At 48.2% G+C, this 25,245-nt stretch carries 15 protein-coding genes, 21 tRNA genes and 5 rRNA genes; 5 read left to right on the top strand and 36 right to left on the bottom strand.

Annotated elements, in window-relative coordinates; genetic code table 11:
* Positions 1 to 3: 3 nt before the first annotated feature.
* From EGM68_RS02380 to EGM68_RS02365, 4 genes are all read right to left on the bottom strand, one after another.
* On the bottom strand, positions 4 to 465 hold the full coding sequence (locus EGM68_RS02380; protein WP_013369036.1) for a hypothetical protein: 462 nt from the start codon (positions 463 to 465) through the stop codon (positions 4 to 6).
* Positions 466 to 536: 71 nt separating this feature from the next.
* The gene (locus EGM68_RS02375) at positions 537 to 761 is read right to left on the bottom strand and encodes a non-oxidative hydroxyarylic acid decarboxylases subunit D (RefSeq protein ID WP_129548587.1); all 225 of its coding nucleotides are present in this window, start codon (positions 759 to 761) and stop codon (positions 537 to 539) included.
* Positions 762 to 802: 41 nt separating this feature from the next.
* Entirely contained in the window at positions 803 to 2,221 is a 1,419-nt protein-coding gene (locus tag EGM68_RS02370) for a non-oxidative hydroxyarylic acid decarboxylases subunit C (protein ID WP_129550280.1), read from the bottom strand.
* A gap of 28 nt (positions 2,222 to 2,249) precedes the next feature.
* Complete coding sequence (locus tag EGM68_RS02365) at positions 2,250 to 2,840, bottom strand: flavin prenyltransferase UbiX (RefSeq protein WP_129548586.1); 591 nt, start codon at positions 2,838 to 2,840, stop codon at positions 2,250 to 2,252.
* Positions 2,841 to 3,001: 161 nt separating this feature from the next.
* On the opposite strand from EGM68_RS02365, the gene EGM68_RS02360 reads away from it, so the two are divergent.
* On the top strand, positions 3,002 to 3,907 hold the full coding sequence (locus EGM68_RS02360) for a LysR family transcriptional regulator (RefSeq protein WP_040102323.1): 906 nt from the start codon (positions 3,002 to 3,004) through the stop codon (positions 3,905 to 3,907).
* Between the two features lie 72 nt (positions 3,908 to 3,979).
* Here EGM68_RS02360 and EGM68_RS02355 read toward each other — a convergent pair whose 3' ends face one another.
* From EGM68_RS02355 to EGM68_RS02335, 5 genes are all read right to left on the bottom strand, one after another.
* Positions 3,980 to 5,164 carry a response regulator gene (locus EGM68_RS02355; RefSeq protein WP_013369031.1) on the bottom strand — a complete coding sequence of 395 codons (1,185 nt, stop codon included), beginning with the start codon at positions 5,162 to 5,164 and terminating at the stop codon, positions 3,980 to 3,982.
* Positions 5,145 to 6,941, bottom strand: coding sequence for a sensor histidine kinase (locus EGM68_RS02350; protein WP_129548585.1), 1,797 nt, complete (start codon positions 6,939 to 6,941; stop codon positions 5,145 to 5,147). The genes EGM68_RS02355 and EGM68_RS02350 overlap by 20 nt, the downstream gene beginning before the upstream one ends.
* Positions 6,942 to 6,970: 29 nt before the next feature.
* Positions 6,971 to 7,804, bottom strand: a complete 834-nt coding sequence (locus EGM68_RS02345; protein WP_481855062.1) for a carbohydrate ABC transporter permease — start codon at positions 7,802 to 7,804, stop codon at positions 6,971 to 6,973.
* A gap of 5 nt (positions 7,805 to 7,809) precedes the next feature.
* Positions 7,810 to 8,700 carry a carbohydrate ABC transporter permease gene (locus EGM68_RS02340; RefSeq protein WP_019685896.1) on the bottom strand — a complete coding sequence of 297 codons (891 nt, stop codon included), beginning with the start codon at positions 8,698 to 8,700 and terminating at the stop codon, positions 7,810 to 7,812.
* Between the two features lie 132 nt (positions 8,701 to 8,832).
* Positions 8,833 to 10,164 carry an extracellular solute-binding protein gene (locus EGM68_RS02335; RefSeq protein ID WP_058711592.1) on the bottom strand — a complete coding sequence of 444 codons (1,332 nt, stop codon included), beginning with the start codon at positions 10,162 to 10,164 and terminating at the stop codon, positions 8,833 to 8,835.
* Positions 10,165 to 10,458: 294 nt separating this feature from the next.
* On the opposite strand from EGM68_RS02335, the gene EGM68_RS25625 reads away from it, so the two are divergent.
* Positions 10,459 to 10,617 carry a hypothetical protein gene (locus EGM68_RS25625; RefSeq protein ID WP_013369026.1) on the top strand — a complete coding sequence of 53 codons (159 nt, stop codon included), beginning with the start codon at positions 10,459 to 10,461 and terminating at the stop codon, positions 10,615 to 10,617.
* A gap of 175 nt (positions 10,618 to 10,792) precedes the next feature.
* Here EGM68_RS25625 and rrf (EGM68_RS02330) read toward each other — a convergent pair.
* From rrf (EGM68_RS02330) to EGM68_RS02315, 4 genes are all read right to left on the bottom strand, one after another.
* A 5S ribosomal RNA gene (gene rrf, locus EGM68_RS02330) occupies positions 10,793 to 10,909 on the bottom strand.
* A gap of 78 nt (positions 10,910 to 10,987) precedes the next feature.
* Positions 10,988 to 13,914 (bottom strand): 23S ribosomal RNA (locus tag EGM68_RS02325).
* 274 nt (positions 13,915 to 14,188) lie between these two features.
* Positions 14,189 to 15,742: ribosomal RNA gene (locus tag EGM68_RS02320) — 16S ribosomal RNA — on the bottom strand.
* Together the 16S, 23S and 5S rRNA genes form the textbook arrangement of a ribosomal RNA operon.
* A gap of 527 nt (positions 15,743 to 16,269) precedes the next feature.
* Positions 16,270 to 17,010 carry a Crp/Fnr family transcriptional regulator gene (locus tag EGM68_RS02315; RefSeq protein WP_064962656.1) on the bottom strand — a complete coding sequence of 247 codons (741 nt, stop codon included), beginning with the start codon at positions 17,008 to 17,010 and terminating at the stop codon, positions 16,270 to 16,272.
* 298 nt (positions 17,011 to 17,308) lie between these two features.
* Here EGM68_RS02315 and EGM68_RS02310 point away from each other — a divergent pair, with 298 nt between their 5' ends.
* The 3 genes from EGM68_RS02310 (at position 17,309) to EGM68_RS02300 (ending at position 19,650) form a co-directional block, all read left to right on the top strand.
* Positions 17,309 to 17,758 (top strand): GAF domain-containing protein, encoded by a 450-nt coding sequence (locus EGM68_RS02310; protein WP_058712348.1) that lies wholly within the window; start codon positions 17,309 to 17,311, stop codon positions 17,756 to 17,758.
* A gap of 142 nt (positions 17,759 to 17,900) precedes the next feature.
* Complete coding sequence (locus EGM68_RS02305) at positions 17,901 to 18,554, top strand: response regulator (RefSeq protein ID WP_016818376.1); 654 nt, start codon at positions 17,901 to 17,903, stop codon at positions 18,552 to 18,554.
* On the top strand, positions 18,547 to 19,650 hold the full coding sequence (locus tag EGM68_RS02300) for a PAS domain-containing sensor histidine kinase (protein WP_129548583.1): 1,104 nt from the start codon (positions 18,547 to 18,549) through the stop codon (positions 19,648 to 19,650). Before EGM68_RS02305 ends, EGM68_RS02300 begins: the two co-directional genes overlap by 8 nt.
* Before the next feature lie 204 nt (positions 19,651 to 19,854).
* Here the strand turns inward: EGM68_RS02300 and EGM68_RS02295 are convergent.
* The 23 genes from EGM68_RS02295 to EGM68_RS02185 form a co-directional block, all read right to left on the bottom strand.
* Positions 19,855 to 19,925 (bottom strand) — tRNA-Gly (locus tag EGM68_RS02295).
* A 9-nt stretch (positions 19,926 to 19,934) separates the two neighbouring features.
* Positions 19,935 to 20,008, bottom strand: a tRNA-Pro gene (locus EGM68_RS02290).
* Positions 20,009 to 20,030: 22 nt separating this feature from the next.
* Positions 20,031 to 20,107: transfer RNA gene (locus EGM68_RS02285), tRNA-Arg, on the bottom strand.
* Positions 20,108 to 20,133: 26 nt separating this feature from the next.
* Positions 20,134 to 20,204: transfer RNA gene (locus EGM68_RS02280), tRNA-Cys, on the bottom strand.
* A gap of 10 nt (positions 20,205 to 20,214) precedes the next feature.
* A tRNA-Gly gene (locus tag EGM68_RS02275) sits at positions 20,215 to 20,289 on the bottom strand.
* Between the two features lie 6 nt (positions 20,290 to 20,295).
* Positions 20,296 to 20,383, bottom strand: a tRNA-Leu gene (locus tag EGM68_RS02270).
* A gap of 15 nt (positions 20,384 to 20,398) precedes the next feature.
* Positions 20,399 to 20,474 (bottom strand) — tRNA-Lys (locus EGM68_RS02265).
* Between the two features lie 4 nt (positions 20,475 to 20,478).
* Positions 20,479 to 20,553, bottom strand: a tRNA-Gln gene (locus EGM68_RS02260).
* 18 nt (positions 20,554 to 20,571) lie between these two features.
* Positions 20,572 to 20,644 (bottom strand) — tRNA-His (locus EGM68_RS02255).
* Between the two features lie 16 nt (positions 20,645 to 20,660).
* Positions 20,661 to 20,746, bottom strand: a tRNA-Tyr gene (locus EGM68_RS02250).
* Positions 20,747 to 20,750: 4 nt separating this feature from the next.
* A tRNA-Thr gene (locus EGM68_RS02245) sits at positions 20,751 to 20,826 on the bottom strand.
* A 25-nt stretch (positions 20,827 to 20,851) separates the two neighbouring features.
* A tRNA-Phe gene (locus EGM68_RS02240) sits at positions 20,852 to 20,924 on the bottom strand.
* Positions 20,925 to 20,974: 50 nt separating this feature from the next.
* Positions 20,975 to 21,051 (bottom strand) — tRNA-Asp (locus EGM68_RS02235).
* Positions 21,052 to 21,076: 25 nt separating this feature from the next.
* A tRNA-Met gene (locus EGM68_RS02230) sits at positions 21,077 to 21,150 on the bottom strand.
* 10 nt (positions 21,151 to 21,160) lie between these two features.
* Positions 21,161 to 21,236: transfer RNA gene (locus EGM68_RS02225), tRNA-Val, on the bottom strand.
* Between the two features lie 6 nt (positions 21,237 to 21,242).
* Positions 21,243 to 21,314, bottom strand: a tRNA-Glu gene (locus tag EGM68_RS02220).
* A gap of 31 nt (positions 21,315 to 21,345) precedes the next feature.
* Positions 21,346 to 21,437 (bottom strand) — tRNA-Ser (locus tag EGM68_RS02215).
* Between the two features lie 3 nt (positions 21,438 to 21,440).
* Positions 21,441 to 21,514: transfer RNA gene (locus EGM68_RS02210), tRNA-Met, on the bottom strand.
* A gap of 34 nt (positions 21,515 to 21,548) precedes the next feature.
* Positions 21,549 to 21,624: transfer RNA gene (locus tag EGM68_RS02205), tRNA-Asn, on the bottom strand.
* A 4-nt stretch (positions 21,625 to 21,628) separates the two neighbouring features.
* Positions 21,629 to 21,704: transfer RNA gene (locus EGM68_RS02200), tRNA-Ala, on the bottom strand.
* Positions 21,705 to 21,726: 22 nt separating this feature from the next.
* Positions 21,727 to 21,803: transfer RNA gene (locus tag EGM68_RS02195), tRNA-Ile, on the bottom strand.
* A 34-nt stretch (positions 21,804 to 21,837) separates the two neighbouring features.
* Positions 21,838 to 21,954: ribosomal RNA gene (rrf, locus tag EGM68_RS02190) — 5S ribosomal RNA — on the bottom strand.
* A gap of 76 nt (positions 21,955 to 22,030) precedes the next feature.
* Positions 22,031 to 24,957 (bottom strand): 23S ribosomal RNA (locus tag EGM68_RS02185).
* Between the last annotated feature and the right edge of the window lie 288 nt (positions 24,958 to 25,245).

Below are 25,245 nucleotides of genomic sequence, written 5' to 3'. Positions count from 1 at the left end.
GCTTTATACCAACAACTCTGCCACCGTCTCTTTCCAGCGATGGATCACCGATTCCGGCTCCTTGAGGCGAATTGTGACACCTGTCAAGATATCCGCATATTGAGCCGAATCTTCTCTGGCTGCAAAAACATGGGCCGCAAATCGCTCACGTACATGCTTGGCTCCGGGTAAAGCAGGCAGATGTTTCAGCGACAACCGCACATAATGCGCCTTTCCCCCGGTGAACACCGCAAGCGTTGCCTTCCCAGTACGGATCATGTTGCCTGTCGTGGTCGTACCCGGCCATAGGGCCAGACGCAAATTCCCCTCGTCCAGCGCTACAACCTCGCCCACACTAATCATCGCTATGTGCGGCCACTGATCTTCTGTAACCGTCAACAGCATCATTGCTTCTTGTTGCTTGTGCTCCAACTCCTTGCCGTTCAGCAGCGTGAACAGCTCCTTACCGATCCTTGGCGTCTGCATGAAGTATAATCCCCTTTACATTTGGCCTATAACTTCAAAATACCATAATTTACGGCTACTTACGAACGACCCTATATCCGCTCTGGAATAGGAGGAACATGAGCAGCATCCGGAATATTTTGGGGGTTTACCTTGAACGCCGATTTATACTTTGCTGGATCAGTAATGCTATCCGGTTCTGAGGTTCGCCATGTGAACAGGCATACAGGGCACAACAAAACCTCCCAGGCACCTTTAACCGGCGAATGGGAAACGACTTCTGAACGATTGGACTCACAACGGGGACAAATATGCATTTGTCAGCACTCCTTTAATCTTTCTTTGTTTTTAAAAATATTTAGCGAAGCATTTGGCTCAACTTTTTCTCCCATTCCGCTACACCCAGCGGGGAATCAAGCGGCTGCGAGTAATGGCCTCTAATATCCGGTGCTACAGGTGTCGTCGCATCCAGTATCATTTTGTGCGTCATACCTGCCGGATCAGAGCCGGGGTCAAGCGGTAAAATAGACAAGCCAGGAACAATGACAGCATCATGCTTTGGATGAAGCTTGGTGGATAAAGCCCACATGACTTGCGGCAGATTGAACGGATCGACCTTCTCATCCACCACAATCACCAGCTTGCAATACCCCAATCCATGCGGAGTCGTTAACGCACGCATTCCCACAGCCTTCGCAAAGCCGCCATACCGGGTTTTCGTGGAAATAATAGCGACCAGCCCATGCGTATACATGGCATTAACAGCTACGATTTCATTAGGAAAAGCATCCTTAAGCTGCTGAAACAACGGTACACTTGTATTCACACCGATCATATAATCCGTTTCCGTCCAAGGCATCCCGATGTACAGATGCTCAAAGATAGGCTGTTTGCGGTGATATACACGATTAATCTGAATGACTGGCATCGCGCGACCGCCGGAATAGTGACCTGTGAATTCACCGAATGGGCCTTCATACTCACGTTCACCTGCTAACACTTCGCCTTCCAAAATGACCTCCGCTCCCCAAGGCAGATCCAGATCTGCATCCTTCGCTTTGACCACACGATAAGGCTCGCCCTGAATGGCGCCCGCCATCTCATATTCGGATTGATCGTACAGCAGCGGCGTAGAAGCAGCCGTTGTAATCACAGGCTCACATCCGAGGGCAATAGCCACCTTCAGATTTTCGCCACGCTCCTCAGCCTGACGGATATGGATCGCAATATCATGCTGTGGTACAGGCTGGATGCCCAAACGGTTCTTGCCTTTCACCTGCATCCGGTATAAGCCGACATTTTGCTTACCGTAGGTGTCCGGGTCATCCAGATCGCGTGAAATTAGAATTGCTTTATCCAAATAAAACCCTCCGTCCCCCTGATTCAAACGAAACAACGGCAAAATATCAAACAAATTAATATTCTCCGTAATCTCGACTTCATGAAAAGGAGCGGCTTCTTCCCGCTTCACGGGCACCGGAAATTGTTCATAGCGTCTGGCAAATTCAAAAAACTGCTCCTTGAGCGGCGTATTTTTGGGCATTCCCATCATGAGGGCATGATTGGGCCAGGAGCCCATCACATTCATTGCAATACGAGCATCCGTATATCCATAGATGTTGTTGAAAAAGAGAGCAGGCGTCTTATCTCCAAGATTGTTTAATGCTCTGTTAGCTGCTGCGAGGTCCGGCTCCGGCTTTACCTCATCGCTGATCGTGAGTAATTGTCCCTCCTTTTCCAAGGTGTGTAGAAAATCGCGAAAGTCTTTATAAGCCATCATTCATTCTCCTTCGTCTTTCGATTTCTCAATTCTGGTGCAGCCTGGAGTCATTCTGCTTCATCCCATCCCAGCGTTTGGCTGCGGTTGTGACAATACCGAGCTGATCCAATGCGCGAAAAACAATATGATCCACTAATTCCTCGATACTTGCAGGATGATTATAAAAGGCAGGCATCGGCGGCAGGATCATCACGCCCATACGTGACAGCTCCAGCATATTTTCCAGATGGATACTGCTTAATGGTGTTTCTCTGGTCATGAGCAGCAGCTTCTTTCGCTCCTTCAGTATCACATCCGCTGATCGGGTAAGCAGGTTGTCCGCCATACCGATACGAATAGAGGCAAGAGTCTTCATACTGCAAGGAGCGACGACCATACCATCTACCCGGAAGGAGCCGCTAGAAATACGTGCGGCCTGATCCTTATACGAGTAGACTGCATCCGCCATTGCCTCCACTTCCTTCACCGTGTAGCCTGTCTCATAGGGAATGTTGGCAATAGCCCACGGGGATAGTACCAGATGGCTTTGGACTCCAGCCTCCCGTAATTGTTGCAATATACGGATACCAAAGATTGACCCTGTCGCTCCCGATATTCCTACAATGATTTTCTTCATATGTCCCCTCCTTCCACCCCATCGTTTTATGTTCACCCATGCATTACTGTCAAAAATTATACGCCCGTTCCCTGCACACGAAAAATATATATAATATATGTAATGCATACTTTAAAAGTATTCAAATCGAAGCGTTGCTTAGAAATGAGGAGGAATCCCCAATGGACTTGAAGCATCTGCATTACTTTTGCGTCATCGTGGAGGAAGGGCAAATCACCAAGGCCGCCAGAACGCTCAACATGGCCCAACCTCCACTGAGTCAACAACTCAAAAATATGGAGGACGAGCTTGGTGTAAAGCTGATTTACCGTGAAGGAAAGAAGTGGGAAGTTACCGAGGCCGGATATACACTGTATACACGCGCCAAACGATTATTGGCTGAAATGGAGGACACCTGTAGAGAAATTGGGGAGTTTGAAAACAGAGTAACCGGCACACTTGCCATAGGCACGTCATCCGCCTGTATGTCTCTGATTACTGAACAACTCAGTCACTTTCATCAGGTTTATCCAGAGGTATACGTTAAAATAGGACACGGAGACACACATCATCTGGAAGAGCTGCTGCATCAAAATAAAGTCGATCTGGCCCTGCTGCTGCTTCCGGTAGACGACAAATCGTACCATACGATTGAACTGGAGGGCGTTTCTTTTGTTGCGGTTCTTCCGTGTGAATGGGCAGATCGCCATCCCAGTGGGGAAATTACATTACAGGAAGCTGCCAGCTATGACCTCTTGTTGGGACGCCGAACAGAAGGACACGGACTATACGAAACCGTCATCCGCAAATTTCAGGAACACCATCTTATTCCGCGCGTCGTATTGGACTGTCCAGAAATATCGACCATTCTCTCGCTCGTTTCCACAGGCATGGGAATTACCATTATTCCATCCGCTGGCTTGGGACAAGAATACGGGGACAGATTTCGCACACTCTCCATTAAGGAGCCATTCCCCTTCACACAGCCTGCCGTCGTATGGCGCAAGGATCGTTATTTATCCAATGCAGCTCGCAAATTTGTTGAACTGCTACAAGCTGGAGACACGAAAAAGACTGTTCCCGAGTAGATGCTCTACCGCTCTACTCCTGAAACAGTCTGATGCTGGATGAACTTCCTTCATTCGGTCGTTGATACCAACTTATTTAACTCCTTGATGCCGATACTCGGTCGGAGTCATTCCACATTTGCGCCGAAACACCTGTGTAAAATGCCTCATATCTTGATAGCCGATCCGCTCGGAAATATCAGCCAGCCGCAGATGAGGATCATTTAGTAGCCGCTTCGCCTCTTCCATACGCAAGGAAATGACGTAATCCTTATACCCTTGTCCCGTCTTTTGCTTGAATAGCTGGCTGAAATATACTGGATTTAAAAATACGATTGAGGCCACTTTTTCCAGTGACAGCTCCTCTGTAAAGTGAGCCCGAATATACTGCAATGCTACATCAACTGTATGCATGCCCTTGCGGAGACATTCTCCTGTATCCGCTGCTGCGGCTGCAATCTCCTCTGGCGTTCGTCTTAGTCGCGCCACCTCTTCAGGTATGGATGAGAAATTGTGATGGACACCTGAACGTGTAATTTGCAGAGGCACTCTGACATAACGCTTTAAATGGGATTCAAGCAACATCTCTAACCGTGCAGCCTCTGCTTCATCCCTTAGCCTTGCAATCCCCAGCAGACTATGGCGGTCTAGACTGACGACAAAACCGCTGCCTCCAGCCTCAATGAGCTCGGACAGTACATTTTCAATCATAAAATGCTCCAAATGTGTCTGCTTGTGATCAGGTTCCATGCGAACCATAAAAAGATGGAATTCTGGATAATTTTCGACGAAAGGCTGTATATCCAGCTTCCCCGTATCCAATCCGAGTGCATAACGTTGGAAAACAGCTTCACGTAAATAAACCATATTGGATTTAAGAAGCCTGCCCTCGTTTGCCTGTTGCGAGGCCACGAGCGCTTCGGCTGCTAACATTTCAATGCATTCCAGTAGCTTCTTTTTGCCGATTGGCTTTAACAGGTAGTCTTTGGCACCCAGCTTTACTGCTCTTTGCGCATATTGGAAGTCGGAATGGGCCGAAATGACAACCCACTGCAGATGAGGATGCTTTCGCTTGGAAATACGCATGAACTCCAGACCATCCATACCGGGCATCAGGATATCAGTCAATACAATATCCACAGGATGCTCCGCCAGAATGCCTGCTGCTTCCTCGGTGGAAGCAGCGAGATGAATGCCGCAGGTTGGTAGAGCTTGGCCAATAGTGCGCCGAATCCCCTGTCGAATCATATTTTCATCGTCAGCTATCAGAATATTCATGTTTTTCCTCCTTCTGTGGCAGAGGCACACTTACAGTGACTGTCGTTCCGGCCCCTGGTGTGCTGGAGATCCGTAGGCCGTACTCTTCTCCGAACATGTGCCGTAGCCGTAAATTTAGGTTTTGCAGGCCGATGCCTCCCGCCTGCCCGCTGCCCGCCTGTTTGCCGGGTTCTGCCAAAGCGACCTGGACCACCTCCCATCGTTCATATTCCATCCCTACACCATTGTCTATGATATGCAGACTCAATACACCGCCATACTCCTCCGCTCTGACGAGCAGTTTGCCACCTGTATCTGCATGAAGAGGCTCCAGCCCGTGTTTCACCGCATTTTCAATCAACGGCTGTAAGGTCATTTTGGGCAAACGGATATCCAACCATTGTTCCTCAATGTTGACGTCAACAGATACCCTGCCCTCCAGCCGAGCTTGGATAATGGTGAGGTAGTGGCCGACTTGCTCTACTTCTTCTCGAAGACTTACATCGGCTCCCTCTTCCCAGTGACTGCTGTAACGGAACATATGGGATAAGGAGAGAACCACCTCACCGAGCTGATCCTGTCCCTTTTCATCCAGCATCCAATAGATCATATCCAGCGTATTGTATAGAAAATGTGGATTAACCTGCGTCTGTAGAGCGTGCAGCTCCGCATTTTTTTCGCTGACCGATGATATACGCACTAACTCAATCAGTTCTGCAATCTGTCTTACCATATGGTTGAAAGAAGTAGCCAACTGGTTGATTTCTTCATAGGATTCGGTGTTTACTGTGTGACGAAAATTGCCTGTCTCTACCCGTTTCATTTCCCGAATAACTCGTTTGAGCGGATGGGAGATGCTCCTAGAGACGATGGACGCAATTAGCGCTGACACCATAATGAGTATAGGTGCCACGATAAATAAGTATCTTTGATTTTGCGCCAGTTCTACGTTCAGATCCTCACTGGGTGTCGCACTAATCACCGACCAATCGGCAAACAGAAGTTTGGAAGCGATTACAGCTTTCTCATTATTCCGATCTACGATTACATCCTCCTCCGGGACCTGTTCCTGTAGATTTCGCAAATCTGGTGGCGGGTCAGAAGAAGTAGCCGATACAATTCGATTTTCATGGCCCAACAGATATACCTGACTATTATTGCTCAGCCGCAAATTGTGGAGAGCGGACAATACTGAACGTGGTTCAGCCTCAAACAGAACAATACCAATCGGCTTGTGTTCATCCAGATCATAGAGCTGCCGTCCGAATGCAAACACAGGTCTGGTTTCCACTTGGTCGATGACAGAGTGAGGATAAACACCCAGCCATGCAATTTTGCCCGCCGATCTTCGAATTTCCCTGTACCATTCCGTATGCTCGTAATGAGTATCAATGACATTCATATAATTTCCATAATTGTATACCTTGCCTGTGTCTGTGATGACATGAATGCCGATTAGATCCTCCCGCGAATAGTAGATGGCTCCAAGGATATTCGTAATCGTACGTTCATTGATGTAATTGACAGCAGGTAAATCACTATGATCTGTCGTCAACAGACGAACCAAATCCATATTGTTGCTGATCGACTTGGAAAGACTGTTATAGCTGTCGAGCAGCAATTCGAACAGTCCTGCTGTCTGAGATACATTTTTACGTGCAAGCTCGCTGATCTTATCATGGAACTGCACTGTAGTACGGTTGTAAAATAATAGACTGACCGCCAGCACAATGCTGGACATGCTCAATAGGAACAGAACAAACAAGCGGTATTGAATGGATTGAAAACGGCGCATCATGCCTCGTGCGCTCCTTTCGCATCGGCCGCCTATCCTTTAACCGCTCCTGCAACCATGCCCTTGGTGATTTTTTCGGACAGGGCAAAATAAATAATAATGACCGGTAAGGCTCCCATAACTAGAAAAGCACCAATATTGCCGTAGTTCACAGAATACTGGCTGACAAACGTATAAACGCCGAAAGGGAGAGTTTTTAGCTTTTCGGACGAGATAAAGGTGACAGCCATAATGTATTCATTCCAGATATTAATGAAAGTTAAAATACACACTGTCATGATAGGCGGAATCGAGATGGGTAAGATTACACTGCGGAAGATACGATAAATGCTCGCTCCGTCAATGTAGGCGGATTCTTCAATTTCGTGGGGAATGGACCGCATAAAGCCGGATAGGATGAAGACCGCAATCGGTGTCTGAAAAGCAATGTAGGGTAAAATCAGCGAGAAATACGTATTCAGAATATGGACGTTTTTAAACATCACCATCAGCGGTAGCAGTGTAGCTTGCATGGGGATCATCATCCCGACCAAAAACAACGTCAGTACAACAGCCCCGAAACGCCAGCGAAAACGTGTAATTGCATAAGCAGTCATCGAGCTTAATACAATGACGAATATCATCGTAACCCCAGTCACCAGCACACTGTTTCCTAAATAACGCAAGTAGCTCCCTGATTCATAGGCTTCCTGATAGTTGTGCCACTGGGGCACTTGAGGGAGTGCAAAGAAGCTTGAACTTAATATCTCTTCATTCGTCTTCAACGAATAGGTCAACAACCAAAAGAGTGGATACAGCTGCGTGACCACTAAGACAGCCAACAGGGAGAAGACTCCCGTTTTTTTCAAGGCGTTCAACAGTCCCATCTCCTTTAGCTTACCTTATTTTCGATCCGTTTGAAAACAAAATTTATCACAATTGTAAATGACAAGCAGATTACTACGAGAAACGAAGCCAATGCACTGCCATACCCGTATTTCATAGATAAAAAGGACATATTGTACATATACGTGGATACTGTATCCGTCGCATGGGCCGGTCCTCCACCCGTCATCACCCAGATCAAATCAAACGATTGCAAGGACCCGATAAAGGCTAATACAATAGATATTTTGAAAATAGGCACAATGAGTGGCAACGTAATGTAACGGTCTGCTTTGAATCCTTCTGCCCCATCAATTTTAGCTGCTTCATACAGCTCATTGGGTATATTTTGTACACCGGTAAACTGGATAAGCAAATGGTAGCCAAAATATTGCCACAACGATACAAAATATAGAGCATACATCGCTATCTGCGGTTCCGTCAGCCAAGAGCGTGTCCAGCTTTCCAGCCCGACCGCCATCAAAATACCGTTCAGCATCCCACCCATCGAGGCCGGATTATAGATCGTTTTCCACAACTGCCCGATAATGACCACCGATAGAATGACCGGCAGAAAATACATCGTTACCAATGTATTTGCCTTACGCACATAACGATTGAGTAAAATGGCCAGCAGCAGACAGAATGGAATTTCCAGCATGGAAAATACAGCGAACATCATCGTCCGCTTCACGGACGGCCAGAACACTGGATCGGCTGTAAAAATTCGTTTGAAATTAGCCAGCCCCACAAACTTCGCCTCTGCAATTCCGTTCCAATCCAGCAACCCGCAATACACAGATACCAGAATCGGAACAAATACCATACAGGTATACAGCAACAGGCAGGGCAGCACGAAAACGGCAATCGTGCGTGCCGGCACCTTCAGTACATTCATGCTCTAATCTCCTTTGTGTTGATTCGGAGTATCTTCTGGGGTGCTTAACCATATGTGATTGCGAATCAGGGAAGAGCACCTTCGCTCCCTCCCCTAGAGTCCAGTACTTCAGAATTTTTGCAAAATCCTCACTTATTTATTGGCTTCAAAAGTGTTCTGGTGTTCCTTCGCAACTTGCGCAGAGTCTTCTTGTTGCACAAACAGGTTTTGAATGCTACTCAGATGCGCCTGCGCAATAGCCGGATTCATCGTATTATCAAAAGCGAGGTCTCCTCCTTTTACATTTTTGAACAGCTCATTGAGACTAATGGCTAGTTCGGAATAACCCGCTTCCTTCAGATCGCCTTTCATTTTCTGACCACTGCCAATTGCATTTTTCAGATCAAACTGAATCTTGGGCATCTCTGTAATAAAATAGTGCAGAAAGTCCTTCGTCTCCTGTAAATGTTCACTATTCGCAGATACCGCAAACGCGCTACCTGGCGCGATGACATACTCATTTACATTCCCTTTGCCATTCACCGTAGGGAACTGAAACGCTCCGACCTTACCCGCTACCGGAGAAGCATCAATAGAACCTGTTTCCCAAGTGCCCATGATATACATCGCAGCTTTTCCTGTTTTAAAAATATTACCGCCTGCATTATAGTCAATAGATGTGGCTCCATCCGGGAAAGCCCCAGCCTGCACCAATTCCTGGAACGCATCCACAGCTTCCACAAAAGCCGGGTCGTTAAACGTCTTTTTGCCATCCAGCACATCATTAAGGAAGTTTGGTCCTTCATTCGTACGCAACAGAATATTCATAAAAAGGAGGGAACCAGTCCATGAATCCTTTTCCCCAATAGCAATTGGAGTAATTCCCTTCGCTTTTAGTGTCTTGACCGTCGTAATCAGCTCATCAAAGGTAGTCGGCAACTTTTGAATTCCCGCCTGCTCGAACAGCTCTTTGTTGTAAAAGACCACTTCTATATTGTTACCATCCGGAAAAGCATACAGCTTATCATCGAAGCTATAGTAATTAAGAAGGCCATCCTGAAACGTATCTTTTAACCCCTCTTTATCAGCTACATCATTTAATGGTGCCAGTAGCCCGGCATCTACAAAGGGCTTCATCTGTGCAGCCGGATTTACAATCGTAATATCCGGTACTTCCTTCGCTGCTGCTTGTGTTTTTAGCTTGAGCTTTTGCTGATCTGTATTTAACGAATCCAATTCAATTTTGACATGAGGATGATCCTGCTCGTATTGACTTACAATCTGCTTAATCATTTTGTACGAGGGGGTGCTCGGATCAGGATTGATGTTTTGAAAAGTAATCGTCACATCCTTCGTTACATTGCCTCCACCCTTTTCCCCTGAATTTCCCGGACCTGCGCTCTGTCCGTTATTACAAGCTGCCAGCGTCAATGCCAAGGCGCCCGCCGCCACAACGGCAAACGCTTTCATCTTTATTCTGCTCATGTTCCTATTCCTCCTCTGGTTGAAGCATTGCGCAATTTATCCTCCTAGTCGGTGGACACTCAATGCCCGCTTGTTCTTTTCATTATGTTCCATAGAAAAGACGTGAACAATGCGTGAACTTAAGGAGAAGGGTTTGTTTTTTTAAGCCCTCATTTGCGTGCTTCAAAATTCATTCATATCATGACTTGCAATTTATCTAGAAGACAGGCATAATATGAATAAGATCGTTGTTTGATAATGATTATCATTATTAAACGATAAATACACATAGACTTTAAAGGAGGCAGGACCGCAGTGAAAGAAGCTTTTAGTAAAACCTCCCTGCATATCGATGATTATTTGGATCTTCTCAATCTTGCCGTACAAGTCGGAGATACAAAGTGGCAAAAGGAAATTACCCGTAAACTTCAAGCCTTAAGTGCCCTCCAGGCAGAACAGGTTGAAATAGATTAACATCGCACAGTGCTGGATGTCAGTTGAAGCAGCACGTCAGGCAGCACTATACAAGGAACAACCAGAATATTGTAGTGCTTTTAACCAAAGGCATGCCATGGGCCTTTCATATGAATGATAAATGAATCGGATATACAAAAAGAACACAGCCTTAATGGCTGTGTTCTTTTTTTGTGCTTGGCAACGTCCTACTCTCCCAGGACCCTGCGGTCCAAGTACCATCGGCGCTGGAGGGCTTAACGGTCGTGTTCGGGATGGGTACGTGTGGAACCCCTCCGCTATCGCCACCAAACATGAATTTGCCTCGCAAATTCTAACTTCAAGGTTACACCCTGAAAACTGGATCCGAAACTTCATTGCGTCTTATCTTTAGGATAAGCCCTCGACCGATTAGTATTGGTCAGCTCCATGCATTACTGCACTTCCACCCCCAACCTATCTACCTCGTCGTCTTCAAGGGGTCTTACTTACTGGGAAATCTCATCTTGAGGGGGGCTTCACGCTTAGATGCTTTCAGCGCTTATCCCTTCCGTACATAGCTACCCAGCGGTGCTCCTGGCGGAACAACTGGTACACCAGCGGTACGTCCATCCCGGTCCTCTCGTACTAAGGACAGCTCCTCTCAAATTTCCTACGCCCACGACAGATAGGGACCGAACTGTCTCACGACGTTCTGAACCCAGCTCGCGTACCGCTTTAATGGGCGAACAGCCCAACCCTTGGGACCTACTTCAGCCCCAGGATGCGATGAGCCGACATCGAGGTGCCAAACCTCCCCGTCGATGTGGACTCTTGGGGGAGATAAGCCTGTTATCCCCAGGGTAGCTTTTATCCGTTGAGCGATGGCCCTTCCATGCGGTACCACCGGATCACTAAGCCCGACTTTCGTCCCTGCTCGACTTGTAGGTCTCGCAGTCAAGCTCCCTTCTGCCTTTGCACTCTTCGAATGATTTCCAACCATTCTGAGGGAACCTTGGGGCGCCTCCGTTACTCTTTAGGAGGCGACCGCCCCAGTCAAACTGCCCACCTGACACTGTCCTCGTACCGGATCACGGTACCAAGTTAGAACCTAGATACGATCAGGGTGGTATCCCAAGGATGCCTCCTCTCAAGCTGGCGCTCAAAGTTCTACGGCTCCCACCTATCCTGTACAGATCGTACCCAAATTCAATATCAAGCTGCAGTAAAGCTCCATGGGGTCTTTCCGTCTTGTCGCGGGTAACCTGCATCTTCACAGGTATTAAAATTTCACCGGATCTCTCGTTGAGACAGCGCCCAAGTCGTTACGCCATTCGTGCGGGTCAGAATTTACCTGACAAGGAATTTCGCTACCTTAGGACCGTTATAGTTACGGCCGCCGTTTACTGGGGCTTCGGTTCATAGCTTCGCCCGAAGGCTTACCACTCCCCTTAACCTTCCAGCACCGGGCAGGCGTCAGCCCGTATACTTCGCCTTGCGGCTTCGCACAGACCTGTGTTTTTGCTAAACAGTCGCTTGGGCCTTTTCACTGCGGCCCCCTCGGGCTATTCACCCTACCGAGGCACCCCTTCTCCCGAAGTTACGGGGTCATTTTGCCGAGTTCCTTAACGAGAGTTCTTCCGCGCGCCTTAGAATTCTCTTCTCGCCTACCTGTGTCGGTTTGCGGTACGGGCACCTTCTCCTGGCTAGAGGCTTTTCTTGGCAGTCTGAGATCATGACCTTCGCTACTATAATTTTCGCTCCCCATCACAGCCCAGCCTTCACGATGTGCGGATTTGCCTACACATCAGCCTCACTGCTTAGACGGACATCCATCAGTCCGCGTCACTACCCTACTGCGTCACCCCATTGCTCATAACGGATTACGGTGGTACAGGAATTTCTACCTGTTGTCCTTCGACTACGCCTATCGGCCTCGCCTTAGGTCCCGACTTACCCTGAGCGGACGAACCTTCCTCAGGAACCCTTAGGCTTTCGGCGGATCTGATTCTCACAGATCTTTTCGTTACTCATACCGGCATTCTCACTTGAATGCAGTCCAGCGCTCCTTCCGGTACACCTTCAACCCGCATTCAACGCTCCCCTACCCCTGATGCAAAGCATCAAGCCATAGCTTCGGTGGTGTGTTTAGCCCCGTTACATTTTCGGCGCAGAGTCACTCGACCAGTGAGCTATTACGCACTCTTTCAATGATGGCTGCTTCTAAGCCAACATCCTGGTTGTCTGTGCAACTCCACATCCTTTCCCACTTAACACACACTTGGGGACCTTAGCTGATGGTCTGGGCTGTTTCCCTTTCGACAATGGATCTTAGCACTCACTGTCTGACTCCCGGAACTAAATCTATGGCATTCGGAGTTTGACTGAGCTTGGTAACCCTTGCGGGCCCCGCACCCAATCAGTGCTCTACCTCCACGATTCTTTTTTCCGAGGCTAGCCCTAAAGCTATTTCGGGGAGAACCAGCTATCTCCGGGTTCGATTGGAATTTCTCCGCTACCCCCACCTCATCCCCGCATTTTTCAACATGCGTGGGTTCGGGCCTCCAGTGCGTGTTACCGCACCTTCACCCTGGACAGGGGTAGATCACCCGGTTTCGGGTCTACGTCCACGTACTCATTCGCCCTATTCAGACTCGCTTTCGCTGCGGCTTCAGCTCTTCACCTTAACCTTGCACGGGAACGTAACTCGCCGGTTCATTCTACAAAAGGCACGCCATCACCCATAGATCGGGCTCTGACTTCTTGTAAGCACACGGTTTCAGGATCTATTTCACTCCCCTTCCGGGGTGCTTTTCACCTTTCCCTCACGGTACTGCTTCACTATCGGTCGCCAGGGAGTATTTAGCCTTGGCAGATGGTCCTGCCGGATTCATACGGGGTTTCACGTGCCCCGCACTACTCGGGATCCGTCTCGGAGGGAACGGGTTTTGAACTACAGGGCTTTTACCTTCTCTGGCGGGCCTTTCCAGACCTCTTCATCTAACCGGTTCCTTTGTAACTCCATGTGAGACGTCCCACAACCCCAAGGAGCAAGCTCCTTGGTTTGGGCTAATCCGCGTTCGCTCGCCGCTACTGACGGAATCACTATTGTTTTCTCTTCCTCAGGGTACTTAGATGTTTCAGTTCCCCTGGTCTGCCTCTCACTCACCTATGAATTCAGTGAGTAGTGACTGTCGATGAAGACAGCCGGGTTTCCCCATTCGGACATCCCCGGATCAAAGCTTGCTTACAGCTCCCCGAGGCTTTATCGTTGTTCGCCACGTCCTTCGTCGGCTCCTGGCGCCTAGGCATCCTCCGTGTGCTCTTTGTAGCTTAACCTAGACTTTTCTTTCGAAAAAAGAAAATGTCGATGTTCAATAAGAAAATGATTTTTGCTATAAGCAAAATATCTTTCCTTATTGGCTACCTTTATTTCACTTGTTTACACAAGATCAGCTTAAAGGAATATTCTAAAACGCAATTTCGTTTCGGTATCCAGTTTTCAAGGTGCAATTTGAGAGTTTGAACTCTCAAAACTGAGCAACGAGTGAGTAAGTTTGAAGCTTATGCTTCATATTTGAATGTTTCCATTGCAGGAAACGATTCTCCATAGAAAGGAGGTGATCCAGCCGCACCTTCCGATACGGCTACCTTGTTACGACTTCACCCCAATCATCTACCCCACCTTCGGCGGCTGGCTCCTTGCGGTTACCTCACCGACTTCGGGTGTTGTAAACTCTCGTGGTGTGACGGGCGGTGTGTACAAGACCCGGGAACGTATTCACCGCGGCATGCTGATCCGCGATTACTAGCAATTCCGACTTCATGTAGGCGAGTTGCAGCCTACAATCCGAACTGAGACCGGCTTTTCTAGGATTGGCTCCACCTCGCGGCTTCGCTTCCCGTTGTACCGGCCATTGTAGTACGTGTGTAGCCCAGGTCATAAGGGGCATGATGATTTGACGTCATCCCCACCTTCCTCCGGTTTGTCACCGGCAGTCTGCTTAGAGTGCCCAGCTTGACCTGCTGGCAACTAAGCATAAGGGTTGCGCTCGTTGCGGGACTTAACCCAACATCTCACGACACGAGCTGACGACAACCATGCACCACCTGTCTCCTCTGTCCCGAAGGAAAGGCCTATCTCTAGACCGGTCAGAGGGATGTCAAGACCTGGTAAGGTTCTTCGCGTTGCTTCGAATTAAACCACATACTCCACTGCTTGTGCGGGTCCCCGTCAATTCCTTTGAGTTTCAGTCTTGCGACCGTACTCCCCAGGCGGAATGCTTAATGTGTTAACTTCGGCACCAAGGGTATCGAAACCCCTAACACCTAGCATTCATCGTTTACGGCGTGGACTACCAGGGTATCTAATCCTGTTTGCTCCCCACGCTTTCGCGCCTCAGCGTCAGTTACAGCCCAGAGAGTCGCCTTCGCCACTGGTGTTCCTCCACATCTCTACGCATTTCACCGCTACACGTGGAATTCCACTCTCCTCTTCTGCACTCAAGCTCCCCAGTTTCCAGTGCGACCCGAAGTTGAGCCTCGGGATTAAACACCAGACTTAAAGAGCCGCCTGCGCGCGCTTTACGCCCAATAATTCCGGACAACGCTTGCCCCCTACGTATTACCGCGGCTGCTGGCACGTAGTTAGCCGGGGCTTTCTTCTCAGGTACCGTCACTCTTATAGCAGTTACTCTACAAGACGTTCTTCCCTGGCAACAGAGCTTTACGATCCGAAAACCTTCATCACTCACGCGGCGTTGCTCCGTCAGGCTTTCGCCCATTGCGGAAGATTCCCTACTGCTGCCTCCCGTAGGAGTCTGGGCCGTGTCTCAGTCCCAGTGTGGCCGATCACCCTCTCAGGTCGGCTACGCATCGTCGCCTTGGTAGGCCATTACCCCACCAACTAGCTAATGCGCCGCAGGCCCATCCACAAGTGACAGATTGCTCCGTCTTTCCTCCTTCTCCCATGCAGGAAAAGGATGTATCGGGTATTAGCTACCGTTTCCGGTAGTTATCCCTGTCTTGTGGGCAGGTTGCCTACGTGTTACTCACCCGTCCGCCGCTAGGTTATTTAGAAGCAAGCTTCTACATAACCCCGCTCGACTTGCATGTATTAGGCACGCCGCCAGCGTTCGTCCTGAGCCAGGATCAAACTCTCCATTAAAGACCAACCGAAGTTGGTTTATAGAAAGAGCGATTAGCTCATGTTGAAACTGACGAGATAAAATATCTCATTGTTGATTTTGCGAACAAAATCAATTTACTCACTCGTTGTTCAGTTTTCAAAGATCAAATTCTTTTTCGCTGCGTTTTTCAGCAGCTATAAGATCATATCATGTTCGTTCCAAGAATGCAAGAGTTATTTTTTTCTCTTCTTTTCGAAGATTGTTTCGCCCTAGTTATTCTTTTTCGAAACGGCTGTTTTGTTGTCAGCTCAAATAATATACCATTTTCAACTACAGAATACAACTTGTAATATTTTACAAATATCCAATATCTGAATTTTATTTGCTAATAGTCAGCTATTTCAACATGTACTACTTTTAAAAAAAACTATATCGTTGATTTGCCGCTAAACGCGTCGTCGATTTTTTTGATATTTATAATACTCGTTCCTTTTATTTGCTTATTGTCAGAAGACTTACAATTAGACGGAGTCTTTTAGCCCCCCGCCTAACGATGCTCATCATTTTATAACCTACAAACCTCATGGGCACATTGGCCATACGAAGGACAACAGCACATGGCACGCAACACCTTCAGGTCATGAATGACGATTTTTCCGTCTCTCGTATCCAAGGTTCCCTGCTCTTTTAGCGAGCTCAGCATCCGATTCACACTTTCGCGCGTTGCTCCAATCATCTCGCCCAGTTCGGAGTGACTTAGCTTCATGTTCAGTAAAATGCCATCCTTCACAGCTACACCACATGTATTACTTGCACGGATCAGTGTAGACGCTAGTGCCCCCGTTTTACCATACAACAGTAAGTCCCGAAACCGTGATTGCATAATTCGTTGCTTCATTGCCATCCACTGTATGAACTGAAGCGCCATTTCCCCGTTCTTAGACAGGAGTGACTCCAGGTCCTTAACAAGCACAACACCTAACTCACACACATCGGCTGTTTCTGCAGTACAACTATACTCTTCCCCATCTATCCCACTAAACTCCCCGATCAAATCGCCTTGGTGCTGAATAGTCAGAATCAATTCTTTACCGTCTTCTGTCGATTTACGGAGTTTAACATGACCCGAATGTATATAATAAAGCTGCTCCGCATCATCACCCTCTCGAAAAAGCATAACGCCTGCCTTTACCTTCTTCCAGGACATGATATCTTTTAATAGCTCAAAATGCTCTTCCGTCAGAAAAAGTTGAATCCCCGTGCGCTGCGTTTCGTCCCTAAACCGTTCCATACAAGTGGCTTGCATATTAGCGTCCTCCTCGTGTTTACCTGATATCTTTATCATAATGTTTTGATTCCTGGGTTGTTATCGGGAGAACACCTGATTTTGCACCTCTCTACTCCCTGATTTGCAGTGATAAATATCACTTCCAGGATTATCTAATGCCCCATTTATCGCCCCACCTCTTATTGATTACCCAGTCTAATGAAAAGTCAGTGTTTCCTGCGCCTATAGATCAGGGGGTTCCCTGAATTACTTTTGTACCTGTCGGAATTACAATAAATTAGAGCTACAGTTGGTTAAGATAAAGGATGTGTCTTCTATGCTACAAATAACGGATGAAATGCGAAATGAACTGAACCAGTTGCGAGATCATGTTTATGGGGATCTCACTGCACTTGCATTTATGTCCAGGTCAGGGGGTAAGTTGCATTGGTATTATGCCTCCGGCAGCCGAAACAATCGCTATCGCCTTATCTCTTTTAAAGTCGGTCATGGGATTGCCGGGATGGCTGTTCGTCTGGGGCGTACCGTAACCGTTAGCGCTTTAATATCAGGCAGTATACGTTTACGTCAAGAATGTGCGCTTATGCTGGCCGAACAGTTACATTCTGCAGTAGCCATTCCCTTTTCCAGTACAGGAGACTTGCCAAACGGTGTGCTACTTGTTGGTAACCGTGATGTGAGGACATTCACCGATTCTGATGTAGCCAAGGCCACTCAAGTCGCTCATCGCCTTGGCCAGCTATGTGCTCTCCCTCTCACTCCATAGATTGATATTTGAAGAAAAATAAAATTATAAATATAAGTGAACATGAACAGCTCATCTAACTATCTCTGTTGATTGAAATCCCTAAAATTTGCTATGATTATGACAAAACGCACGGTTTTTTACCGTTCGAGGGGATGACTAATTGATTCGTATACTAGTAGTGGATGATCATGTTGTCGTACGTTCTGGCCTCATGGCCCTATTGGACGGCAAAAACGGTATTAAGGTAGTAGGAGATGCAGCAGACGGGGATGAAGCAATCCGCAAAGCGGTGGAGCTACAACCTAATGTCGTGCTCATGGATTTTAGTATGCCACCTGGCAAAGATGGCCTCACGGCAACCACCGAATTAAAAAAACAGTTGCCAGATACAGAAGTGCTTATTCTAACAATGCATGATGATGAGGAATATCTGTTCCGAGCCATTCAAGCCGGAGCATCTGGATATATTTTAAAAAGTGCACCTCATGAGGAATTACTCGCTGCCATCCAGTCTGTGGCCGAAGGCAGTGCCTATCTGTATCCCAATGCAACTAAACGCCTGATGAGTGAATATCTGGATAAAATCAAACAAGAGGGCATAGCCGGACCGTATGAATCCCTGTCTGAGCGGGAAAAAGAGATTCTATCGTGGGTAGCCAAAGGATATGCCAACAAGGAAATTGCCGAACACCTGGTGATTAGCGTCAAAACCGTAGAGTCCCACAAAAGCAACCTTATGGAGAAGCTTAACTTGAAAACACGGCCTGAGTTGGTCAAATTTGCACTGAAAAAGGGGTTGCTCCATTATGAATGAACCTTCTAACCTTTTACTGCAGCCCGCCTTTGGGGAGTCAACCGATAAACTACTGAATGATTTGGAAATTCATATACCAGATTCTCCTTTTCTCCATGTACTTCGTAGTTCTCTCCACCAGTTATCCAATCTTAAATTTGCTCTAGATACATCTTCCATCGTTGCTCTGACCGATCATCGAGGAATTATTCAGTACGTAAACGATAAGTTCTGTGAGATTTCGCAATATAGTCGTGAAGAATTGATCGGGCAGGATCATCGTCTCATTAATTCGGGCTATCATACTCGAGCCTTCATGAAGAACCTGTGGACTACGATCCGTTCTGGTGAGGTATGGCAGGGAGAAATACGAAATCGTGCTAAAGATAACAGCTACTACTGGGTGAATACTACGATTGTTCCATTTATGGACGAGGAAGGTAAACCCTATCAGTACTTAGCGATCCGTAATGAAGTAACTAAATTAAAAAAAGTAGAGGCAGAGCTTCAGACCATGATGACGCAAGTCATGCAAATACAGGAGGAAGAGCGTAAACGCTTTTCAAGAGAGCTTCATGATGGGATTGGTCAAAGCCTGTTTTCACTTATTATTCAACTAGATAGCCAACTAGCTGAACAGCCCAGTGCTACTCTGGAAAATCTGCGTACACAGGTAACTGATATCATTAAAGATGTTCGCGGCTTAGCGTGGGAACTTCGTCCCTCAGTTTTGGATGATTTGGGTGTCGTACCGGCCCTAAGAACTTATATTGAAAATTTCTGTTCGCATTACGGAATCGAAGTGCATTTTCAATGTACTTTACGTAAACGCCTTGATATCCGAAAAGAAATAGCAATCTATAGAATTGTACAAGAAGCACTGACGAATGTGGCTAAATACGCAGATGTAGCAGAAGCATACGTTGATGTAGAGGATCAAGACGAAATAATAAAAGTAACTATTCGGGATGAGGGTATGGGCTTCTCTGGAGAATCCAAAGGAGAGGGAGTTGGATTGTTCAGCATGGAAGAACGAGCTAGAGGAGTAGGCGGCTTCATGAGCATGACTTCTGCTCCAAATCAGGGAACCTCTATCCAACTAACCATTCCAGTGTAAAATCTGTGCACTAGATCAGTTATCGGTGTATCCCCCTGCAGGAACAGGAGAGATACACCGATGGCAAGCACTAACAATAGCCATCACTTTGTGGAATCTATGGAATATAAATGTACAAAAAAAAGAGAGAGCTCTGTCCCCAGACAGGCTCTCTTTATTTATAAGGTGTCACCACTGAGGCAACAAGAATCCGCTATAGCAAAAAGCGGGTGATGGGAATCGAACCCACGCTACCAGCTTGGAAGGCTGGAGTTCTACCATTGAACTACACCCGCAAATCAGTATCGGGATGACACGATTTGAACATGCGACCCCCTGGTCCCAAACCAGGTGCTCTACCAAGCTGAGCTACATCCCGACATTATACATTTTTTAAGAAATGGCGCGCCCTGAGAGATTCGAACTCCCGGCCTTTTGATTCGTAGTCAAACGCTCTATCCAGCTGAGCTAAGGGCGCATATTAAATTCCATAATGAGCAGTTAAGGCGCCACCCAGATTTGAACTGGGGATGAAGCTTTTGCAGAGCTTTGCCTTACCACTTGGCTATGGCGCCGTATGGATAATGGAGCGGACGACGGGAATCGAACCCGCGACCCTCGCCTTGGCAAGGCGATGCTCTACCGCTGAGCCACGTCCGCAAAATATGGTGCGGTCGAGAGGACTCGAACCTCCACGGGGGGTTAGCCCACACGGACCTGAACCGTGCGCGTCTGCCAATTCCGCCACGACCGCAAAATAATTTATAAATGGTGAGCCATGAAGGACTCGAACCTTCGACACCCTGATTAAAAGTCAGGTGCTCTACCAACTGAGCTAATGGCTCTTAATGGCTGGGGATATAGGATTTGAACCTATGCATGACGGAGTCAAAGTCCGTTGCCTTACCGCTTGGCTAATCCCCATTAAATTAAGAATCAAAGGGCGGCCGATGGGGCTTGAACCCACGAATGCCGGAGTCACAGTCCGGTGCGTTAACCACTTCGCCACGACCGCCATATGATTATAAAACTGGTGGAGGATGATGGATTCGAACCACCGAACCCGTAAGGGAGCAGATTTACAGTCTGATGCGTTTGGCCACTTCGCTAATCCTCCAAAATGGTGCCGGCGAGAGGACTTGAACCCCCAACCTACTGATTACAAGTCAGTTGCTCTACCAATTGAGCTACACCGGCACATTACCAATTCCCACTTGAAAGGTGGCTCGGGACGGAATCGAACCGCCGACACGAGGATTTTCAGTCCTCTGCTCTACCGACTGAGCTACCGAGCCATATTTAATTTTATAACTATACCATATAGTTCGTACTATATGCATTTAAATGGCGGAACTGACGGGATTCGAACCCGCGATCTCCTGCGTGACAGGCAGGCATGTTAGGCCTCTACACCACAGTTCCAGAGGCATTTCCAATAGGAAATTAATTGCGGGGGCAGGATTTGAACCTACGACCTTCGGGTTATGAGCCCGACGAGCTACCGAACTGCTCCACCCCGCGATATAAAATATGGTGGAGGCTGAGGGGATCGAACCCCCGACCCTCTGCTTGTAAGGCAGATGCTCTCCCAGCTGAGCTAAGCCTCCATATTATGACCCGTAGGGGATTCGAACCCCTGTTACCTCCGTGAAAGGGAGGTGTCTTAACCCCTTGACCAACGGGCCTTACAAAATGAATTCTGATTTAATAAATTTATGGCGGAGAGAGAGGGATTCGAACCCTCGCACCACTTTCGCAGTCTAACCCCTTAGCAGAGGGTCCCCTTATAGCCACTTGGGTATCTCTCCGAGTAGCGGCAGAGGGGATCGAACCCCCGACCTCACGGGTATGAACCGTACGCTCTAGCCAGCTGAGCTACGCCGCCACCTTATATATAAAATTCAGAAGTATTAAAAATATGGCTCCCCGAACAGGACTCGAACCTGTGACAACTCGATTAACAGTCGAGTGCTCTACCAACTGAGCTATCAGGGAATATTGGTGGAGCCAAGGGGGATCGAACCCCTGACCTCCTGCGTGCAAGGCAGGCGCTCTCCCAGCTGAGCTATAGCCCCATACTTTTAGTCAATCTAGAAATGGTGGGCCTTAGTGGACTCGAACCACCGACCTCACCCTTATCAGGGGTGCGCTCTAACCAGCTGAGCTAAAGGCCCTAATTTATAATTTTATCATCCTTTAAAGGACTTTGCTTGGCGGCGTCCTACTCTCCCAGGACCCTGCGGTCCAAGTACCATCGGCGCTGGAGGGCTTAACGGTCGTGTTCGGGATGGGTACGTGTGGAACCCCTCCGCTATCGCCACCAAACATGAATTTGCCTCGCAAATTCTAACTTCAAGGTTACACCTTGAAAACTGGATCCGAAACTTATTGCGCTTTATCTTAGGATAAGCCCTCGACCGATTAGTATTGGTCAGCTCCATGCATTACTGCACTTCCACCCCCAACCTATCTACCTCGTCGTCTTCAAGGGGTCTTACTAATTGGGAAATCTCATCTTGAGGGGGGCTTCACGCTTAGATGCTTTCAGCGCTTATCCCTTCCGTACATAGCTACCCAGCGGTGCTCCTGGCGGAACAACTGGTACACCAGCGGTACGTCCATCCCGGTCCTCTCGTACTAAGGACAGCTCCTCTCAAATTTCCTACGCCCACGACAGATAGGGACCGAACTGTCTCACGACGTTCTGAACCCAGCTCGCGTACCGCTTTAATGGGCGAACAGCCCAACCCTTGGGACCTACTTCAGCCCCAGGATGCGATGAGCCGACATCGAGGTGCCAAACCTCCCCGTCGATGTGGACTCTTGGGGGAGATAAGCCTGTTATCCCCAGGGTAGCTTTTATCCGTTGAGCGATGGCCCTTCCATGCGGTACCACCGGATCACTAAGCCCGACTTTCGTCCCTGCTCGACTTGTAGGTCTCGCAGTCAAGCTCCCTTCTGCCTTTGCACTCTTCGAATGATTTCCAACCATTCTGAGGGAACCTTGGGGCGCCTCCGTTACTCTTTAGGAGGCGACCGCCCCAGTCAAACTGCCCACCTGACACTGTCCTCGTACCGGATCACGGTACCAAGTTAGAACCTAGATACGATCAGGGTGGTATCCCAAGGATGCCTCCCTTCAAGCTGGCGCTCAAAGTTCTACGGCTCCCACCTATCCTGTACAGATCGTACCCAAATTCAATATCAAGCTGCAGTAAAGCTCCATGGGGTCTTTCCGTCTTGTCGCGGGTAACCTGCATCTTCACAGGTATTAAAATTTCACCGGATCTCTCGTTGAGACAGCGCCCAAGTCGTTACGCCATTCGTGCGGGTCAGAATTTACCTGACAAGGAATTTCGCTACCTTAGGACCGTTATAGTTACGGCCGCCGTTTACTGGGGCTTCGGTTCATAGCTTCGCCCGAAGGCTTACCACTCCCCTTAACCTTCCAGCACCGGGCAGGCGTCAGCCCGTATACTTCGCCTTGCGGCTTCGCACAGACCTGTGTTTTTGCTAAACAGTCGCTTGGGCCTTTTCACTGCGGCCCCCTCGGGCTATTCACCCTACCGAGGCACCCCTTCTCCCGAAGTTACGGGGTCATTTTGCCGAGTTCCTTAACGAGAGTTCTTCCGCGCGCCTTAGAATTCTCTTCTCGCCTACCTGTGTCGGTTTGCGGTACGGGCACCTTCTCCTGGCTAGAGGCTTTTCTTGGCAGTCTGAGATCATGACCTTCGCTACTATAATTTTCGCTCCCCATCACAGCCCAGCCTTACGATGTGCGGATTTGCCTACACATCAGCCTCACTGCTTAGACGGACATCCATCAGTCCGCGTCACTACCCTACTGCGTCACCCCATCGCTCATCACGGATTACGGTGGTACAGGAATTTCTACCTGTTGTCCTTCGACTACGCCTATCGGCCTCGCCTTAGGTCCCGACTTACCCTGAGCGGACGAACCTTCCTCAGGAACCCTTAGGCTTTCGGCGGATCTGATTCTCACAGATCTTTTCGTTACTCATACCGGCATTCTCACTTGAATGCAGTCCAGCGCTCCTTCCGGTACACCTTCAACCCGCATTCAACGCTCCCCTACCCCTGATGCAAAGCATCAAGCCATAGCTTCGGTGGTGTGTTTAGCCCCGTTACATTTTCGGCGCAGAGTCACTCGACCAGTGAGCTATTACGCACTCTTTCAATGGTGGCTGCTTCTAAGCCAACATCCTGGTTGTCTGTGCAACTCCACATCCTTTCCCACTTAACACACACTTAGGGACCTTAGCTGATGGTCTGGGCTGTTTCCCTTTCGACAATGGATCTTAGCACTCACTGTCTGACTCCCGGAACTAAATCTATGGCATTCGGAGTTTGACTGAGCTTGGTAACCCTTGCGGGCCCCGCACCCAATCAGTGCTCTACCTCCACGATTCTTTTTTCCGAGGCTAGCCCTAAAGCTATTTCGGGGAGAACCAGCTATCTCCGGGTTCGATTGGAATTTCTCCGCTACCCCCACCTCATCCCCGCATTTTTCAACATGCGTGGGTTCGGGCCTCCAGTGCGTGTTACCGCACCTTCACCCTGGACAGGGGTAGATCACCCGGTTTCGGGTCTACGTCCACGTACTCAAGTCGCCCTATTCAGACTCGCTTTCGCTGCGGCTTCAGCTCTTCACCTTAACCTTGCACGGGAACGTAACTCGCCGGTTCATTCTACAAAAGGCACGCCATCACCCATCGATCGGGCTCTGACTTCTTGTAAGCACACGGTTTCAGGATCTATTTCACTCCCCTTCCGGGGTGCTTTTCACCTTTCCCTCACGGTACTGCTTCACTATCGGTCGCCAGGGAGTATTTAGCCTTGGCAGATGGTCCTGCCGGATTCATACGGGGTTTCACGTGCCCCGCACTACTCGGGATCCGTCTCGGAGAGAACAAGTTTTGAATTACAGGGCTTTTACCTTCTCTGGCGGGTCTTTCCAGACCTCTTCATCTAACCGGTTCCTTTGTAACTCCATGTGAGACGTCCCACAACCCCAAGGAGCAAGCTCCTTGGTTTGGGCTAATCCGCGTTCGCTCGCCGCTACTGACGGAATCACTATTGTTTTCTCTTCCTCAGGGTACTTAGATGTTTCAGTTCCCCTGGTCTGCCTCTCACTCACCTATGAATTCAGTGAGTAGTGACTGTCGATGAAGACAGCCGGGTTTCCCCATTCGGACATCCCCGGATCAAAGCTTGCTTACAGCTCCCCGAGGCCTTATCGTTGTTCGCCACGTCCTTCGTCGGCTCCTGGCGCCTAGGCATCCTCCGTGTGCTCTTTGTAGCTTAACCTAGACTTTTCTTTCGCAGAAAGAAAATGTCGATGTTCAATAAGAAAATGATTTTTGCTATAAGCAAAATATCTTTCCTTATTGGCTACCTTTATTTCACTTGTTTACACAAGATCAGCTTAAAGGAATATTCTAAAACGCAATTTCGTTTCGGTATCCAGTTTTCAAGGTGCAATATTCACCGGTTTTAATCCCGGAAGAACATCATATCAAATTCCTCAACACTTGAATACAAGTATATTTTGGAAGTCATATGTGAGAGTTTGAACTCTCAAAACTGAGCAACGAG

This window comes from Paenibacillus sp. M-152 (assembly GCF_003856555.1).
GTDB lineage: Bacteria > Bacillota > Bacilli > Paenibacillales > Paenibacillaceae > Paenibacillus > Paenibacillus polymyxa_C.
The sequence above is the reverse complement of the archived record's forward strand: the minus strand, read 5'-3'. Positions and strand labels throughout refer to the sequence as shown.

Excerpts from the sequence above, each read along its gene's own strand:
- EGM68_RS02300 (WP_129548583.1), top strand. The coding sequence starts at position 18,547 with ATGAATGAACCTTCTAACCTTTTACTGCAGCCCGCCTTTGGGGAGTCA.
- EGM68_RS02335 (WP_058711592.1), bottom strand. The coding sequence starts at position 10,164 with ATGAGCAGAATAAAGATGAAAGCGTTTGCCGTTGTGGCGGCGGGCGCC.
- EGM68_RS02340 (WP_019685896.1), bottom strand. The coding sequence starts at position 8,700 with ATGAATGTACTGAAGGTGCCGGCACGCACGATTGCCGTTTTCGTGCTG.
- EGM68_RS02365 (WP_129548586.1), bottom strand. The coding sequence starts at position 2,840 with ATGAAGAAAATCATTGTAGGAATATCGGGAGCGACAGGGTCAATCTTT.
- EGM68_RS02355 (WP_013369031.1), bottom strand. The coding sequence starts at position 5,164 with ATGAATATTCTGATAGCTGACGATGAAAATATGATTCGACAGGGGATT.
- EGM68_RS02350 (WP_129548585.1), bottom strand. The coding sequence starts at position 6,941 with ATGATGCGCCGTTTTCAATCCATTCAATACCGCTTGTTTGTTCTGTTC.
- EGM68_RS02375 (WP_129548587.1), bottom strand. The coding sequence starts at position 761 with ATGCATATTTGTCCCCGTTGTGAGTCCAATCGTTCAGAAGTCGTTTCC.
- EGM68_RS02380 (WP_013369036.1), bottom strand. The coding sequence starts at position 465 with ATGCAGACGCCAAGGATCGGTAAGGAGCTGTTCACGCTGCTGAACGGC.
- EGM68_RS02370 (WP_129550280.1), bottom strand. The coding sequence starts at position 2,221 with ATGGCTTATAAAGACTTTCGCGATTTTCTACACACCTTGGAAAAGGAG.
- EGM68_RS02310 (WP_058712348.1), top strand. The coding sequence starts at position 17,309 with ATGCTACAAATAACGGATGAAATGCGAAATGAACTGAACCAGTTGCGA.
- EGM68_RS02360 (WP_040102323.1), top strand. The coding sequence starts at position 3,002 with ATGGACTTGAAGCATCTGCATTACTTTTGCGTCATCGTGGAGGAAGGG.
- EGM68_RS02315 (WP_064962656.1), bottom strand. The coding sequence starts at position 17,010 with ATGCAAGCCACTTGTATGGAACGGTTTAGGGACGAAACGCAGCGCACG.
- EGM68_RS02345 (WP_481855062.1), bottom strand. The coding sequence starts at position 7,804 with ATGGGACTGTTGAACGCCTTGAAAAAAACGGGAGTCTTCTCCCTGTTG.